General features: G+C 65.3%; 13 protein-coding genes and 1 pseudogene. 4 read left to right on the forward strand and 10 right to left on the reverse strand.

The window, feature by feature from the left end; all coding sequences use genetic code 11:
* Positions 1-31: 31 nt before the first annotated feature.
* Positions 32-586: pseudogene (locus AC0L4C_RS02205) on the forward strand (fasciclin domain-containing protein); the annotation flags it as partial.
* A 93-nt stretch (positions 587-679) separates the two neighbouring features.
* Positions 680-1,201: a fasciclin domain-containing protein gene (locus AC0L4C_RS02210; protein ID WP_473403432.1), complete on the forward strand. Its 522-nt coding sequence runs from the start codon at positions 680-682 to the stop codon at positions 1,199-1,201.
* A gap of 183 nt (positions 1,202-1,384) precedes the next feature.
* Here the strand turns inward: AC0L4C_RS02210 and AC0L4C_RS02215 are convergent, their stop codons facing one another.
* The 7 genes from AC0L4C_RS02215 to AC0L4C_RS02245 all read right to left on the reverse strand — a co-directional run bounded on the left by AC0L4C_RS02215 (position 1,385) and on the right by AC0L4C_RS02245 (position 10,188).
* Entirely contained in the window at positions 1,385-3,793 is a 2,409-nt protein-coding gene (locus AC0L4C_RS02215; protein WP_473401889.1) for an aldehyde dehydrogenase family protein, read from the reverse strand.
* A gap of 210 nt (positions 3,794-4,003) precedes the next feature.
* Complete coding sequence (gene deoC / locus AC0L4C_RS02220) at positions 4,004-5,053, reverse strand: deoxyribose-phosphate aldolase (RefSeq protein ID WP_473401890.1); 1,050 nt, start codon at positions 5,051-5,053, stop codon at positions 4,004-4,006.
* Between the two features lie 53 nt (positions 5,054-5,106).
* Positions 5,107-5,514 carry a cytidine deaminase gene (locus AC0L4C_RS02225; protein ID WP_473401891.1) on the reverse strand — a complete coding sequence of 136 codons (408 nt, stop codon included), beginning with the start codon at positions 5,512-5,514 and terminating at the stop codon, positions 5,107-5,109.
* Between the two features lie 2 nt (positions 5,515-5,516).
* Positions 5,517-6,482: an ABC transporter permease gene (locus AC0L4C_RS02230; RefSeq protein WP_473401892.1), complete on the reverse strand. Its 966-nt coding sequence runs from the start codon at positions 6,480-6,482 to the stop codon at positions 5,517-5,519.
* A gap of 3 nt (positions 6,483-6,485) precedes the next feature.
* A complete protein-coding gene (locus tag AC0L4C_RS02235) occupies positions 6,486-7,622 on the reverse strand; it encodes an ABC transporter permease (protein ID WP_473401893.1) in 1,137 nt (378 codons plus the stop codon).
* Complete coding sequence (locus AC0L4C_RS02240; RefSeq protein ID WP_473403433.1) at positions 7,619-9,187, reverse strand: ABC transporter ATP-binding protein; 1,569 nt, start codon at positions 9,185-9,187, stop codon at positions 7,619-7,621. Before AC0L4C_RS02240 ends, AC0L4C_RS02235 begins: the two co-directional genes overlap by 4 nt.
* Before the next feature lie 38 nt (positions 9,188-9,225).
* A complete protein-coding gene (locus AC0L4C_RS02245) occupies positions 9,226-10,188 on the reverse strand; it encodes a BMP family lipoprotein (RefSeq protein ID WP_473403434.1) in 963 nt (320 codons plus the stop codon).
* A 259-nt stretch (positions 10,189-10,447) separates the two neighbouring features.
* Between AC0L4C_RS02245 and AC0L4C_RS02250 the strand changes: the two genes are divergently transcribed.
* Both AC0L4C_RS02250 and AC0L4C_RS02255 read left to right on the forward strand, forming a co-directional pair.
* Entirely contained in the window at positions 10,448-11,041 is a 594-nt protein-coding gene (locus AC0L4C_RS02250; RefSeq protein ID WP_473401894.1) for a hypothetical protein, read from the forward strand.
* 96 nt (positions 11,042-11,137) lie between these two features.
* The gene (locus AC0L4C_RS02255; RefSeq protein ID WP_473403435.1) at positions 11,138-11,914 is read left to right on the forward strand and encodes an alpha/beta fold hydrolase; all 777 of its coding nucleotides are present in this window, start codon (positions 11,138-11,140) and stop codon (positions 11,912-11,914) included.
* Between the two features lie 27 nt (positions 11,915-11,941).
* Here AC0L4C_RS02255 and AC0L4C_RS02260 read toward each other — a convergent pair whose 3' ends face one another.
* Genes AC0L4C_RS02260 through AC0L4C_RS02270 form a run of 3 tightly spaced genes read right to left on the reverse strand, consistent with a single transcriptional unit; the run spans position 11,942 to position 15,571 of the window.
* On the reverse strand, positions 11,942-13,444 hold the full coding sequence (locus AC0L4C_RS02260; protein ID WP_473401895.1) for a coiled-coil domain-containing protein: 1,503 nt from the start codon (positions 13,442-13,444) through the stop codon (positions 11,942-11,944).
* A gap of 4 nt (positions 13,445-13,448) precedes the next feature.
* Positions 13,449-14,384 (reverse strand): DUF6384 family protein, encoded by a 936-nt coding sequence (locus tag AC0L4C_RS02265; protein WP_473401896.1) that lies wholly within the window; start codon positions 14,382-14,384, stop codon positions 13,449-13,451.
* Positions 14,384-15,571, reverse strand: coding sequence for a cell surface protein (locus tag AC0L4C_RS02270; RefSeq protein ID WP_473401897.1), 1,188 nt, complete (start codon positions 15,569-15,571; stop codon positions 14,384-14,386). The genes AC0L4C_RS02265 and AC0L4C_RS02270 overlap by 1 nt, the downstream gene beginning before the upstream one ends.
* Positions 15,572-15,610: the final 39 nt, after the last annotated feature.

Genomic DNA, 15,610 nt, shown 5'->3' on the forward strand with positions numbered 1-15,610 from the left:
GAAACCCGGATCCCATGAAAGGGGAGGCACTATGACCAAGCTACTTACGAAAGCGCTGCTGCTTTCAGTCACGACCGCACTTCTCATGCCGACGCTGGCTCAGGCCGAAAACCCGATGGTTGGCGGCGCTGCGATGTTTGCCGACAAGGATATCATCGACAATGCCGTGAACTCGGCCGACCACACCACGCTGGTCGCTGCCGTGCAGGCCGCCGGCCTTGTCGAGACCCTGAAGGGCGACGGCCCGTTCACGGTGCTGGCGCCGACCAATGCTGCCTTCGCCGCGCTGCCGGCCGGCACGGTCGAGGACCTGCTGAAGCCCGAAAACAAGGACATGCTGGTCAAGGTGCTGACCTGCCACGTGATCGGCGCCAAGGCGATGTCGACCGACATTGCCTCGATGGTGTCGACCGATGGCGGCGCGCATGAAGTGACCACCGTCGGCGGCTGCGTGCTGACGCTGAAGACCGATGGCGACATGGTCACCATCACCGACGAGACCGGTGGCGTCGCGACGGTGACGATTGCCGATGTGGAGCAGAGCAACGGCGTGATCCACGTCATCGACAAGGTGCTGCTGCCCAAGGCCGACGATGCGATGGCCATGGAAGTGCCGATGGCTGACGATGCCATGGCAAGCGACAAGATGGCCGAAACCGACGCAATGGCTTCCGATGACATGGCCAAGGACAGCATGGCCGGCAGCGAGATGTCGGGCGACTTCCCGATGGTGGGCGGCGCGGAAATGTATCCGACCAAGAATATCATCGAGAATGCCGTGAACTCGGCCGACCACACGACGCTGGTTGCTGCGGTCAAGGCCGCCGACCTGGTCGACGCCCTGTCGGGTCCGGGACCGTTCACGGTCTTTGCACCGACCAATGATGCCTTCGGTGCCCTGCCCGCCGGCACGGTCGACACGCTGCTGATGCCCGAGAACAAGGACCAGCTGAGCAAGGTGCTGACCGCCCATGTCGTGGCCGGCAAGCTGTCGGGTGCCGAGCTGATGCAGAAGGCCAAGGCGCATGGCGGCCGTTACAACATGCAGACGCTGAGCGGCGATGCCCTGACGGCGGTGCTCAAGGGCAAGCATCTCTACATCTTTGACGAAGCCGGTGGCGCCGCGCTGGTGACCATTGCCGACGTCAACCAGTCGAATGGCGTGATCCACGTGGTCGACGACGTGCTGCTGCCGCGCTAAGCGCCCCGGCGCGAATTGAGAAGGCCCCGCTTCGGCGGGGCTTTTTTGTCGGAGGCGAGGACATCCGTGAGCCGGACAGGCCGAGCGTCATAGTTCAAATCAAGCATCCACCCCTCATCCGGCGCTTACGCGCCACCTTCTCCCGCAAGGGGAGAAGGGAGGTGGCGGGGGTGGTGTGTGGGGTCAGGCGCCGTAGGGGATCCAGACGTTTTTGACCTGGGTGGCGCGGGAGAGGAAGTAGGGGCCTTCGAAGAGCTGCTTGTCGGCGAGATCGTAGTAGAGGCCGCGGCTGGTCCAGGTTTGCTTGAGGTTACCGACCGAGGCCTTCTCGACCATGGTCGAGATCTCGGCACTGGCGGCACACCAGATGGCGTCGATGCCGTCGTGCTCGGCGAGGGTTCTGGCCAGCGTCGCGGTGTCGCCGGTGACGATGTTGATGACGCCCGAGGGCACGTCGGACGTTTCGATGACCTGGTAGAGATCGGTGATCGAAAGCGGCGAACGCTCGGAGGGGACCAGCACGACGGTGTTGCCCATGGCGAGCGCCGGGGCGATCAGGGCGATGGAGCCGAGCAGCGGACGCGACGGCGGCGCCAGGATGGCCATGGCGCCGATCGGCTCGACCATGGCGGCAGCAACGGCGCGCAGCGGCGGATTGTGCACGGCGCCGTCATACTTGTCGGCCCAGCCGGCAAAGGCGAAGAGCCGCTCGACCGAAGCATCGACCTCCTTGCGGGCGGCAGCAATGGTCTCGCCGGTCTGCGCCTTGATGCGGGCGGCAAATTCCTCGGCGCGATATTCGAGATTTTCGGCGAGGAAATAGAGGATCTGGGCGCGGCTGTGCGCGGCCGTGGTGGACCAGCCCAGTGCCGCGCGGGCGGCCTCGACGGCGTTGCGGATATCCTTGCGGTTGCCCTCGCCCACTTCGCCGACGAGCGTGCCGTCGGGGGCATGGACAGGCCGGGCATAGCCGGAATCCGGCCGGGCCTGCTTGCCGCCGATATACATCTTGGCGGTCTGGTCGATGGCGGCGGGGGTGGCGCTCACATCGAGCGGGTTCTGCGACTTGCTGCTCGCGGCCGCGGCCTTCGCCGTGGCTGCGCTGGCGGGCGCCACTTTCAGCGTCTTCTCCCAGGCCGGCTTGAGGTAGGAGGCCATGCCTTCCTTGCCGCCTTCACGGCCGAAGCCGGATTCCTTGTAGCCGCCAAAGCCGACAGCGGCGTCGAAATTGTTGGTGCCGTTGATCCAGACGACGCCGGCCTTGATTTTTGGGGCGATGTCGAGGGCGAGATTGATGTTCTCGCTCCAGATGGTGGCGGCGAGGCCGTAGCGGGTGTTATTGGCCAGCGCCACGGCTTCCTCGGGGGTACGGAAGGTCATGGAGACCAGCACCGGCCCGAAGATTTCCTCGGTGACGAGGGTGTGGCTGGGCGAGACGCCGGTGACCAGCGTCGGCCTGACGAAGCAGCCGCCGGCGGGCATATCGAGATCGGGCTCGTAGACGATACCGCCTTCGGCAGCACCCTTTTTCATCAGATCGCGGATGCGTTCGACCTGCACCGGGGCGACGAGGGCGCCGATATCGATGGCCTTGTCAAGCGGATCGCCGATGCGCAGCGTGGCCATGCGCTTTTTCAGCTTTTCGATGAAGCGCGGCTCGATCGATTCCTGCACGAGGAGACGCGAGCCGGCGCAGCAGACCTGGCCCTGGTTGAACCAGATGGCGTCGACGAGGCCTTCGATGGCGCTGTCGATATCGGCGTCGTCGAAGACGATGTAGGGCGACTTGCCGCCGAGCTCGAGGCTGAGGCCCTTGCCGGTGCCGGCGGTGGCGGCGCGGATGATCTTGCCGACTTCGGTCGAGCCGGTGAAAGCGATCTTGTCGACATCGTCGTGGTTGACAATGGCGGCGCCGGTATCGCCCTGGCCGGTGACGATGTTGACAACCCCCTTGGGCAAGCCGGCCTTGTCGCAGATTTCGGCAAAGAGCAGCGCGGTGAGCGAGGTGAACTCGGCGGGCTTGAGCACCACGGTGTTGCCGGCGGCCAGCGCCGGGGCGATCTTCCAGGCCAGCATCAGCAGCGGGAAATTCCACGGGATGATCTGGCCGCAGACGCCATAGGGCACCTGGTCGGGGAAGCTGCGCTCGAGGTGCTGGGCCCAGCCGGCGTGGTGATAGAAATGGCGGGCGACCAGCGGGATATCGATGTCGCGGCTCTCGCGGATCGGCTTGCCGTTGTCGAGGGTCTCGAGCACGGCAAAGAGGCGGCTGTGCTTCTGCACCAGGCGGGCGATGGCATAGAGGAACTTGCCGCGCTCGTAGCCGGAGAGGGCGCTCCAGCCGGGGAAGGCGGCGCGCGCGGCTTTCACGGCGGCGTCGACATCCCTGGCCGTGCCATCGGTGATCTGCGCCAGCGGCTTGCCGGTGGCCGGATTGTCGGAGGCGAAGGTCTTGCCTGGCTTGGCCCAGGCGCCATTGATGAAATGGCCGAACTTGCTGTCATGCGCGGCGAGCCAGGCGAGCGCGACATCGGCGGATTCCGGGGCGGGACCGTAGTCGAGGGTTTCGAAGATTTGCGTGATCTTGTTCATGTTGTTTCTCTCGCTCGGGGCATCTCGCCCCCTCCCCCAGCTTTGCTGGTCCCCCTCCCCCGCTGCGCAGGGGAGGAACCCCTCATCCGCCCTTCGGGCACCTTCTCCCGCAAGGGGAGAAGGCGAGGCGGCCATGTCTCAGTCAACGTCACTTTTCCCTTCACGGAGAAGGTGGCGCGTCGTGCCGGTGGTTTGGGCTGGGCCCTGACGCTAGACCATCGGCATGCGGTAATCGGCGGCGTAGTGGCCGGTGAGGCCGTGTTCGAGCTGGCGTTCGATGTCGGTCAGGAGCGACGACGCGCCGAAGCGGAAGAGGTGAGGCTGCAGCCAGTGGGTGCCGAGTTCTTCCTTCATCAGCGCCAGATAATCGAGCGAGGCCTTGGCGGTGGAAATGCCGCCGGCGGGCTTGTAGCCGATCTCGATGCCGGTCTCCTCGTGGAACCAGCGGATCATGCGGATCATGGCCAGCGAGGTGGGCAGGTTGGCGTTGACCTTTTCCTTGCCGGTCGAGGTTTTGATGAAATCGGCGCCAGCCAGCATGCAGACCAGCGAGGCCTTGGCGACATTGGTGAGCGTCGCCAGTTCGCCGGTGCCCAGGATGGTCTTGATGTGGGCGTCGCCGCAGGCCTTGCGGAAGGCGCGGATCTGGTCGTAGAGGCCCTGCCAGTCGCCGTTGAGGACCATATGGCGCTCGATGACGATGTCGATCTCCCTGGCGCCGGCGGCGACCGAGGCTTCGATTTCCCGCAGCTTGGTGTCGAGCGGGGCGAGACCGTGCGGGAAGGCGGTGGACACGGCGGCGACCGGGATGCCGGTGCCTTCGAGTGCCTTCACGGCGGTTTCGACGAAGGCGTGGTAGACGCAGACGGCGGCCGGCTTGAGATCGAGCTCGGCAATGCCGAGGCCATCGACGATGTCGCTGCGCAGCGGATGGCGGGCCTTGGCGCAGAGGCGCTCGACGCGACCGGGCGTATCATCGGAATTGAGGGTCGTGAGGTCCATCAGGCTGATGGCCTTGAGCAGCCAGGCGACCTGCCACTCCTTCTTGACGGTGCGGCGGGCGCCGATGGTGCCGGCGCGGCGCTCCAGCGCCGATCGGTTCATGCGGACGCGGCCGACCCAGTCGAGATCGAGCGGAAAGCCGGGATTGCGCCGGTGCGGCGCGTGCGCGGTGGTAGTCACGGCGGTGCCGCCGGCATCGGCCCGGGTTTCTGTGCCGGTCTCGGAAGACGACGGCTTATCAACAACTCTCAGTGCCATTTTGGCCTCCTGCCCCTGCTCTCGCCGACTTTTGCGGCGATTTGGCGGTGGGGCTACCTGCCCAGATATTCCGGGCCGAACGAATGCGGCAACAGGGCCGCGAGCGTGGACTGCAGCGGCTCGCCATCGACGCCATGCGAGATCACGACAATGTCGAGCGTCTCGGCAAACTCGCGAATGCGCTGGCGACAGCCACCACAGGGTGTCACCGGCGCGGCTCCGGGTCCAGTGACATAGATGCGACGGATCTTGTGCGCGCCACCGGCAATCATGGCGGCAATGGCCGAGGCCTCGGCGCAGTTGCCCTGCGGATAGGCGGCGTTCTCGATGTTGCAGCCGGCGTAGATCTTGCCGTCATCGGCAAGAATGGCGGCGCCGACCCCGAATTTCGAGTAGGGCGCATAGGCCCTGGCGCGGATGGCGTCGGCAGCGGCGAAGAGGTCGGCGTCGGTGACCGCCATTGTCATCGATCCTTGGTATAGGGCACGCCACCGGCCTTGGGGCCCACCGCCTTGCCGATGAAGCCGGCGAGCAGCACCACCGTGAGAACGTAGGGCAGCGCCTGGATGGCCTGGACGGGGACCTGTATGCCGAGCAGTTCGACGCCCTGGAGACGGATCTGCAAGGCATCGAGGAAGCCGAAGAGGAGGCAGGTGAACATGGCCGGCACCGGCTTCCACTTGGCAAAGATCAGGGCGGCCAGCGCGATGAAGCCCTTGCCGGCGGTCATGTTGTTGCCGAAGCCGGAGCCCTGGGCAATGGAGAAGAAGGCACCGGCAAAGCCGCAGAGCAGGCCGGTGATGAGCACCGCCTGATAACGCATGCGGATGACGGAAATGCCGGCCGTATCCACTGCCTTGGGGTTCTCGCCGACGGCGCGGAGCCGCAGGCCGAAGCGGGTGCGGAACAGCACGTACCAGGTGATCGGCACGGCGATGAAGGCGATATAGACCAGCAGGTTGTGGCCGCTGATGAGCTCGGAATAAATCTGGCCGACAACCGGGACGTTGGTGAGCTCGACCGCAAAGGGCAGATCGATATTGCCGAAGCGCCCGTCGGGGGTGAGCTGCGGCGTGCGGCCGCCCTGGGCGAACCACTGGATACCGAGGAAGGTGGTGAGGCCGGCGGCCAGCATGTTGATGGCAACGCCGGCGATGAGCTGGTTGCCGCGCAGCGTGATCGCCGCCACGCCCTGCAGGCCGGCCGTGGTGATCGAAACGGCAAGGCCGGTGAGCAGGCCGAGCCAGACATTGCCGGTGACGGCAGCAGCGGCGGCAGCGCCGAAAGCGGCCGCCAGCATCTTGCCTTCCAGACCGATGTCAAAGACGCCGGCGCGTTCGGAGTACATGCCGGCAAGGCAGGCGAGCAGCAGCGGCGTGGAGAGCCGGATAGTGGCATCGAGAGTGGAGAGGATAATGGCCAGATCCATGGCTCAGCTCTCCGGCTGCGTGGTATTGCGGGCGACGGCCTCGTCCTTCTGACGCGGACTGAGCGTCGTGAAGATCCGCTGCAGCCCGGGACGGAACATGCCCTCCATGGCGCCGGTGAAGAGGATGACCAGCGCCTGGATGACGACGACCATTTCGCGGCTGAGACCGGGGATGACGTATTGCAGCTCATTGCCGCCCTGGTAGAGGGCGCCGAACAGCAGCGCCGCCAGCAGGATGCCGAGCGGATGGTTGCGGCCCATGAGCGCCACCGCGATGCCGACAAAGCCGGCATCGGCGACATAGTCGAGCACCAGCCGGTACTGCACGCCCACCACCTGATTGACCGCGACCATGCCGGCCAGCGCCCCCGACAGGGTCATGACGATCATGATGATGCGGGAGTTGGAAATGCCGGCATAGGTGGTGGCGGTGGGGTTGTGGCCGAGGGCGCGCATGGCGAAGCCGAAGCGCGTGTGCCAGATCAGGAAATAGGCGCCGACGAGACAGCCCAGCGCCAGGAACAGCGTGAAGTTGACGTCGGTATTGCGGAAGAAGGGAATGAAGGTGCCCAGCTTGGGCATGCGGCCCTCGGCGGCGATCATAGCCGATTCAGGCGCCAGCACGCCGGCCGGCTTGAGCACGTTGACCACCATGTAGACCATGATCGCGGCAGCGATGAAGTTGAACATGATGGTGGTGATGACGACGTGGCTGCCGCGCTTGGCCTGCAGCCAGCCCGGAATGAAGGCCCAGAAGCCGCCAACAGCCGCGCCGGCGAGCACGGCAATGGGGAAGGTGAGCCACCAGGGCAGGAACTGCAGCGGCAGGGCCACGGCGATGACGCCGAGCCCGGCGATATAGGCCTGGCCGTTGCCGCCGATGTTGAAGAGCCCGGCATGCGCGGCCACGGCGACGGCGAGGCCGGTGAACATGAAATTGGTCGAATAGTAGAGCGTGTAGCCCATGTTGTAGCCCGAGCCGAAGGCGCCGGTGACAATGGCATTCAGCGCCGCCAGCGGATCCTGGCCGATGGCCAGCACGACCAGACCGGATACGACGAAGGCAAGAGCCAGGTTGAGCAGCGGCAGCAGGACCACATCGGCCCAGGTCGGCAGCGGTTTCAGCGTACTGGAGCTCATGCGGGAGCCTTCGCGGCCTTGGCGCCGGTGACGCCGGCCATCATCAGGCCGAGTTCGGCCTCGGTGGCGGTTGCCGGATCGGCCTCGCCGACGATGTGGCCGTCGAACATGACGAGGATGCGGTCCGAGAGCGAGCGGATCTCGTCGAGCTCGACCGAAACGAGCAGGATGGCCTTGCCGGCGTCGCGCATCTTGATGATCTGGTTGTGGATGAACTCGATGGCACCGATGTCGACGCCACGGGTGGGCTGGCCGACGATGAGCACGTCGGGGTCGCTCTCCATCTCGCGGGCCAGCACGATCTTCTGCTGGTTGCCGCCGGAGAACGAAGCCGTCTTCAGGCGCTCGTTGGCGGGGCGGACATCGAACTTTTCGATGCGCTCCCGGGCCTGGGCGCGGGCGGCCTTGATGTCGAGTAGGATGCCTTTGCCGTAGAGGCGGTCATCCTGATAGCCGAGCATGTTGTTTTCCCATTCCTCGAGCGCAGTGATCAGACCCATGCGCTGACGATCCTCGGGAACGTGGGCAAGGCCGGCCTGACGGGCGCGGGCGGCGCCGTCATCGCCTTCGAGCGAGAGGGGCGTGCCCTTCAGCCGCACGGTGCCGCCGGACTGGTCACGCATGCCGGACACGGACTCAAGCAACTCACTCTGGCCATTGCCGGCGACACCGGCGATGCCGACGATCTCGCCGGCACGCACGGTAAAGCTCACATCCTTGACGCGGGTGACGCCGAGGTCGTCCTTGACGACCAGATTTTCGACCGAGAGATAGGCTTCGCCGGGGTTGGCCGGGCCCTTGTCGACGCGCAGCAGCACGTGGCGGCCGACCATCAGCTCGGCCAGTTTTTCGGGATTGGTGCTGGAGGTCTCGAGGGTTGCCACCATCTCGCCCTGACGCATGACCGACACGTAATCGGTAATGGCCATGATCTCGCGCAGCTTGTGGGTGATCAGGATGATGGTCTTGCCCTGGTCGCGCAGGACGCGCAGGACGCGGAACAGATCGTCGGCCTCGGCGGGCGTGAGCACGCCGGTCGGCTCATCGAGGATCAGCACGTCGGCGCCGCGATAGAGGGCCTTGAGGATTTCGACGCGCTGCTGGGTGCCCACAGAGACATCCTCGATGATGGCGTCGGGATCGACCTCGAGATTGTATTCCTCCTCGAGGCGCGTGAGTTCGGCGCGGGCGCGGACCAGCGAGGGGCCGATCAGCGCGCTGTCCTCGGCGCCAAGCACGACGTTTTCGAGAATAGAGAAGTTGTCGACCAGCATGAAGTGCTGGTGGACCATGCCGATGCCCAGAGCGAGGGCATGACGGGAATCGCTGATTTCCTGCGGCGTGCCGTTGACGCGGATTTCGCCGCTGTCGGCCTGGTAGAAGCCATAGAGGATCGACATCAGTGTCGACTTGCCCGCGCCATTCTCGCCGACAATGCCGTGCACGGACCCGCGGCGCACCGCGAGGTCGATATCCTTGTTGGCGTGGACCGGGCCGAAATGCTTGTTGATCTTGCTCAGCTCGATCGCAAATTCGGATGCAGCGGCCCCGGAGGGCCGCTGCACACTGGTTCCACCCGATTGGGCGTCAGCTGTCACGACGATCAGACGCCGGGGCAGGTGCTGTCGGCGGTATAGTCGTGGACCGTGATCTCGCCGGAGATGATCTTGGCCTTGAGGTCTTCCACGGCGGTCTTGACGTCCTCGGTGATGAGAGTCGAGTTGTTGTCGTCGAGCGCATAGCCGACGCCGTCTTCGGCGAGACCGAGCACGGTGATGCCCGGCTTGAAGGTGGCGTCGTCACCGGCCTCGGTCATGGCCGTCTTGACGGCGACGTCGACGCGCTTGAGCATCGAGGTCAGGACCGAACCGGGATGCAGGTAGTTCTGGTTGCTGTCGACGCCGATCGAGTACTTGCCGGCATCGGCGGCGGCCTGCAGAACGCCGAGGCCCGAACCGCCCGCAGCGGCGAAGGAAACGTCGGCACCGGCATCGAACTGCGCCTTGGCGAGTTCACCGGCGGTGACCGGGTCGTTCCAGGCAGCCGGGGTGGTGCCGGTGTAGTTCTCGATGACCTTGACGTCCGGATTGGCCGCCTTGGCGCCCTGGGCGTAGCCACAGTAGAACTTGTGGATGATCGGCACGTCCATGCCGCCGACAAAGCCAACAGTGCCGGTCTTGGAGGTGAGCGCGGCAATGGCGCCGACGAGGAACGAGCCGGTGTGCTCGTCGAAGATGATCGACTGCACGTTGGGTGCATCGACCACGGCGTCGATGACGACGAAGTTGGTGTCCGGGAATTCGGCGGCGACGGTGCCAAGGGCAGTGCCCCAGGAGAAGCCGGCCATCACGATGGGGTTGGCTCCCTGCGAAGCGAAGCGGCGAAGTGCCTGCTCGCGCTGAGCGTCGTTCTGCAGTTCGAGATCGAGAAAGCTGTTGCCGGTCTCGGCCTTCCAGGATTCGGCGCCGTTGTAGGCAGCCTCGTTGAAGGACTTGTCGAACTTGCCGCCCAGATCGTAGATCACGGCCGGCTCAGCCATCGCAGCACCCGCGAGAAGTGCCGTCATGGCGACGCCGGTGGCAAGTGCGCCGAGATGCTTCACAAACTTGTTCATTCATCAGTCTCCCTGTTTCGCGCACGATTGGCCCTGACAGCCCGCACGCGTTGGGCACGAATACAATCGCGCAATTCGGTATTGGGCAAGAGGTAAAACCGCAATTTTTGACCAAGTGTTCAAAAATCGGCTGCCGGACACTGCCTGATCAACCCCCGTTTCGGCGGCAGCGGGAATCCGCTAGCGTGACGGACCGGTCCTGGAGCATGCGATGAAAACCATCAAATCAATCGCCAGCGTGGCGGCGGTTGCGCTGCTTGCCGCGTGTTCCAGCCTCTCCATGCCGACGGCGGCGAAGCTGCGGGCACTGGACTATCTCAACGACGACATCGGCAGCCTGGTGCTGGCGTTCGACGTGCCAGAGACGCTTGAGCCGATCAGCGGGGAATTGGAAGTGACGCTGGCCATTGCCATTGCCGGGCAAGGGGAGCGACGTGTCGTGGCCAGACTAGTGCCGGGCGATGGCAGCGAGGTTGCCGGGACGCTGCCGCCGCCGGCCAACGCGCGGACCTATTACCTGCTCGGATTTTCGGATGCCGACAAGACCCGCATCCGCGAGGCGCAGGCCTGGGCCAAGGGCATCGCGCAGACCGGGGTGGCGCCAAACACGCCGGTTTTCTCGATCGCGCCGCGGTTCTGCCGGACCGATGTGATCGACCCTGCGACCACCCGGGTCTCGGTGCTGATCGCCCTGCCGGGCAGCGGGGCGCTGGAGCCGCTGCTGCGCAACGAGAGCATAGCCACCCTGCTGGCGAGCACGGGGACGAGCGGCACGCTTCCCGCATGTGCGGGCCATTCGGGCTAGGCAGCGACTTCGAGGGACAGAGCGGCGGCGCCTTGCGGTGACTTGAGGAGATGAGAATGGCCATCGGTCCCGATCGCGCAGAGGCCCTGCTGCGGACTGCCAACCTCTCCACGCGTACGGTGCTGTTCATCACCGGCGCCTGGATGCACGCAGAAAAGCTGGGACAAGTTCCGCAGTGCGTTTGCCGCTGCCGCCTTCGAGACCGTGGCGCCGGCCTGGCCCTATCTGGACGGCGCTCCCGCCGCGCTCCGGGCCCATGTCGACAAGCGGCTGGCAAAGCTGACCCTCGGCAAGATCGTCGAGCACTACCGGCAGATCATCGACGGGCTCGAGGAGCAGCCCCTGATCATCGGCCATTCGATGGGCGGACTGATCGCGCAGCTGCTGCTCGACCGCGGCTATGGACTTGCCGGCATCGCGCTGGCGCCGGGGCCGGTGGCCGGCGCCCTGCCCGGCCCGGTGTCGCTGCTGGCCGCCATCCCGCCCCTGCTCGCCGGCCCCGGCAGCACGTTCACGATCAGCCGCGAGGGCTTTGCCAGGAACTTTGCCAATAGCGTCCCGGCAACCGAGCAGCGGGCGGCCTACGATGCCTGTGTGGTGCCGACGCCGACCAACATCTTCTACCAGGCAGCCGGCATGATCGGCACCGCGGTCAGGCCGAAGCAGCGCAAGCAGCCGCTGCTGGTGATTGCGGCCGAACACGACAGGACGGTGACGCCCTACCTGGCGCGCGCCGTCTACACCGTGCAGAAGCAGGCGCCGGTGCGAACCGACTTCAAGCAGTTCGCGGATCGCGACCATTTCCTCACTGGCGAAAAGGGCTGGGAAGAGGTCGCTCAATATTGCATCGACTGGGCGCAGTCGGTGCTCTGAGGCGCGAAGGCGCGCCCGGATCGCGGGCTAGAAACCGCCGCCGGTCTTGAAGCCGCCACCGCTGCGGTTGCCCGAGGAGCCGGAGCGGGGGCGGGAAAAGCCGCCGCCCGAGGAGGCACCCGGCAGGCGTCCCCAGGAGCCGCCGGACGAGCGGCGCGACGAGGACGAGCCGCCGCCAAAGCTAATATCGGGCCAATCAAAATTGCCGCCCGACCCGGAGCGGCTCTGGCTGCTGCCGGGTGCGCCGCCGGTCCAGTTCTGGCTGCGCCGCCACTGCTCCCAATAGCCGGCGGCGCTGATGCCGCCGCGCAGGAAATCGTTGAGCAGATCGCCCACCAGCTTGTCCTCGCGAAAGGTGGAGCGCGGATTGTCGTAATGCGCCTTCTTGAACTCGTACTGGATGTCCTCGAGTTCGCGGCGGCGCGCGGCGAGGATCTTCAGGCGGGCCTTCTGCTCCCGGGCTTCGCTATCTTCCTCGGTGGCACGGGAACGGGCGTCGTCGATCTGCTTGACGATGGTGTCGTCGCGACCCGTGCGGGTCATGCGGGCCTCGGCAAGGAGGGTCTGCATGTCGCCGCGCTGCAGCGCTTCGGCGAGGGCGGAGATGGCAGAGGCAAAGGCGGGATCGCTGCCCTGGGCGAGATCGCGCTGCTGGCGGGCCAGTTCGTCGCGCTGATCCTCAAGGGTGACGATCTCCTCGTCGATCTCCGCCATGCGGGCGGTGGCGGCATCGAGGTCGGCGCGGATCGGCTTGCCGCCGGCCGCATCGATGGCGGCGTTGGCCAGATCGGCCAGCCTGTCGCGTGCCTCGGCGGCGGTCTGCTGCTGCCGCTCGGCATGCTCGCGCAGGCGCATCGGGATGTCGTTGAGCATGGCGAAGTTGGGCCGCGCCTCGGGATAGCCGACGAGCCGGGCGACGTGCCCGTCGAGCCAGGCGATCAGGTTGTTGGCGCGATAGTTGCGTGTGCCGTAGCTGCGCTCCCACAGGTACATGAAGAGAGGATCGTCGCGGTAGGGCTTGCCCTTCTCATCGCGGTCGGCCTCGGCCTGCTCGGTCTTGCGCATCGCTTCGTCGGCGACGTGGCTGAGCTGTTCGGCCAGGGCGCGTTGCGCGGCATATTCGGCATTGCCCGTTGCCTCGGCCTCGATGCGGTCGGCAATGGCCTTGAGCTGATCCTGCAGCTTGCCCGCCCGGGTGGCCAGCGCCGTCCGGTCGGCGGTGAGGGCGGTGATCTTCTGGTCCTGGGCCTTGAGCGCCGCCTCGGTGGCGCTCAGTTCGGCGGCGTGCTGCTTGAGCATGTCGCGGGCACGGGTCTCGGCATCGGTGAGGCGCGTCCCCAGCTCGGCCTGGGTGCCGCTGTCGAGACGGACTTCGGCCAGCTGGCGGAACAGCTCGTTCTCGGTTTCGCGGATCTTGCTGACGAGTTCGGCCGACCGCGCCAGGCGCCTGGCGATTTCGTCTTCCTCGCGCCGGATGTCGCCGAGCGCTTCATTGAGCGAATTGAGGGCTTCGGGACCGGAGAGTGTCATCGGATCACCACCTGGTCACAGCGCCGCCGAGCACCGGCACGGTGTAGTCGACATCGAGAAAGCCATATTGCTTGAGCCCCACGATATTGCTCTGGATGATCCCGTCGTTGAGCTTGTCGGCCTCGACCGAGCGGTAGACGCTTTCGGGCACGCGCAGGCCCCAGATGTTGACCGTTTCGGTTTCGCCGTTCTCCTCGTTGAGGATCGGCAGCTCGAGCGCCTTGCCGCTGTCGTCGAGCGCCTCGACGACGATGTAGTAGTTGGTGGCCTCGGTGTTGATCTCGGGGAAGGTCCAGAAGCCGGACTTGACGCCCTCCCGGTTGACGATCCTGAGGTCATAGACCTGGCGCAGCGTATCGCGGATGGAGATCATGTCGGCCAGCGCCTTTTCGGCAGCGACGCGGTTTCCCTCCTCGGCGTAGAGCTTGCCGCGGGTGCGCAGCGCGTCGGCCTGGATGGCCGCCTGCTGCACCTTGGTCTCCTCGAAGATGGTCTGGTAGATGGTGTCCATCTGCTGGGGGAGGACGACCTCGAGTTCGTTGCGGGCGGCAACGATCTGGCTTTGCTCGAAGGGCTTGTAGGCGAAGAAGTAGCCGCCGAAACCGATGGCGAGCAGCACGATGATGGTGGCCACCGCCGGCAGCCAGCGCTTGCGGCCCACATAGAGGCGGGCCAGCGTGGTGCCGAACCCGGGCGCCGGCGCGGTATAGACGAAGCGGTTCTCGGCGAGGGCGGAGACGCCCTCCTTGAGGATGTGATCGGGAACCTCGATGCCCTGCTGATGATAGATGTCGCGGAGCTTGTCGATCAGCGCCTTCTCGCGGCTCTCCTCGGAGAGTTCGCGCATGACAAGATCCTGGTTGTGGCGGAGCGTATCCACCACATCCATGGCCAGCATCACATCATCCAGTGGGGCCGTGGAGGCCTCGGCAGTGCTCATCAGGCCTTTTTGGTTTCCAGCATCAGGGCGTTGCCTTCGGCAGCCAGCAGAGCAAGGCGGCGCTTGCCATCTTCGACTGCGTCACGGATCTCGGCGGAGTTCTTGGTGGAGAGGTCGCGCATCTCGTTGATGATGGTGCGCGATTTTTCCTGGAAGTTGATCACCGAGTCGACGAGCTTCTTGACGGCGTCGGCGCGGATGGTCGGGCCGTAGCCGGCCTTGACCGCCTCTTCCTGCACCTTGCCGCCGATCTCGGACAGGGTTTCGAGGCTCTTGCTCATCCCTTCCTTCATGGCGTTCAGCGTTTCGGTCGATTCATGCAGGCCGAACAGGCCGGTGAACGAAGCCGAGAGCGCGGTGAAGACGGTCTCGTTGGTGGAAAAGAACGAGATGGACTGCTGATAGACACGTTCCTTGGCCTGGGTGGTCTGCATCAGTCGGGCCATCACCACTTCGGAGGTGGAGTAGGAGATGGTCAGGTTGTCCGAGAGATCCTTGACGATCTGGTAGCGACGTTCCTCGTTCTGCAGATCGCGCAGCCGTTCGTCACGGGACATCTCCAGACGCGCCCGGTCGGCGGCCGTGCCATCGGCGAAGGCGGCGAGCGCGTCGCCGGCGGCCTTGAGCTCGGCCTTCTTCTCGTCGAGGTCCCGGGTTGCGACGTCGAGCAGTTCGAGCGCCATGACTTCGGCCTGCTTAAGGGCACCGCGGAAATCGCGATAGGCCTCGAGAATGGTGTACTCGCGATCGATCTGGTTCTTGGTCTCCTTGGAGACATCCAGATAGGTGTCGCGGATCTTGTTGAAGCGGGTGGCGATGTCGCCGCGGCTGACCTTCATCCAGACGTTGGAGACGCGCTCGATGACGTCGAGCTTGCCGTCGTCGAGCTGGTCGACCATGCCCTTGGCATCGTCGCGGATGGAATTGAAATTGTTGGTGATGTCCTCGTAGCGCTCGCCGACATTCATGGCAGCGACCTGCGAGCGGACAACGTCGTTGAAGGCGCTCGCCTGGGTCAGCGTGCGGCCGATGAGAATCACCTTGGTTTCGTCATAGCCAGTGATCTCGTTGAGCAGGCCGGTGATGGGCTGCTCGGCTGGCTGTTCAGGCCAGATACCGAGGTTCTTGATGGCCCCCACCGCCTTGTCGAGATACTGCAGCGGCATTTCCATCACATCATTGGCCATTTGACGCCCTCCGGTCATTTCATTGCACCTGAATTGGCG

The sequence above is a fragment of the Devosia sp. J20-27 genome, from assembly GCF_055808595.1.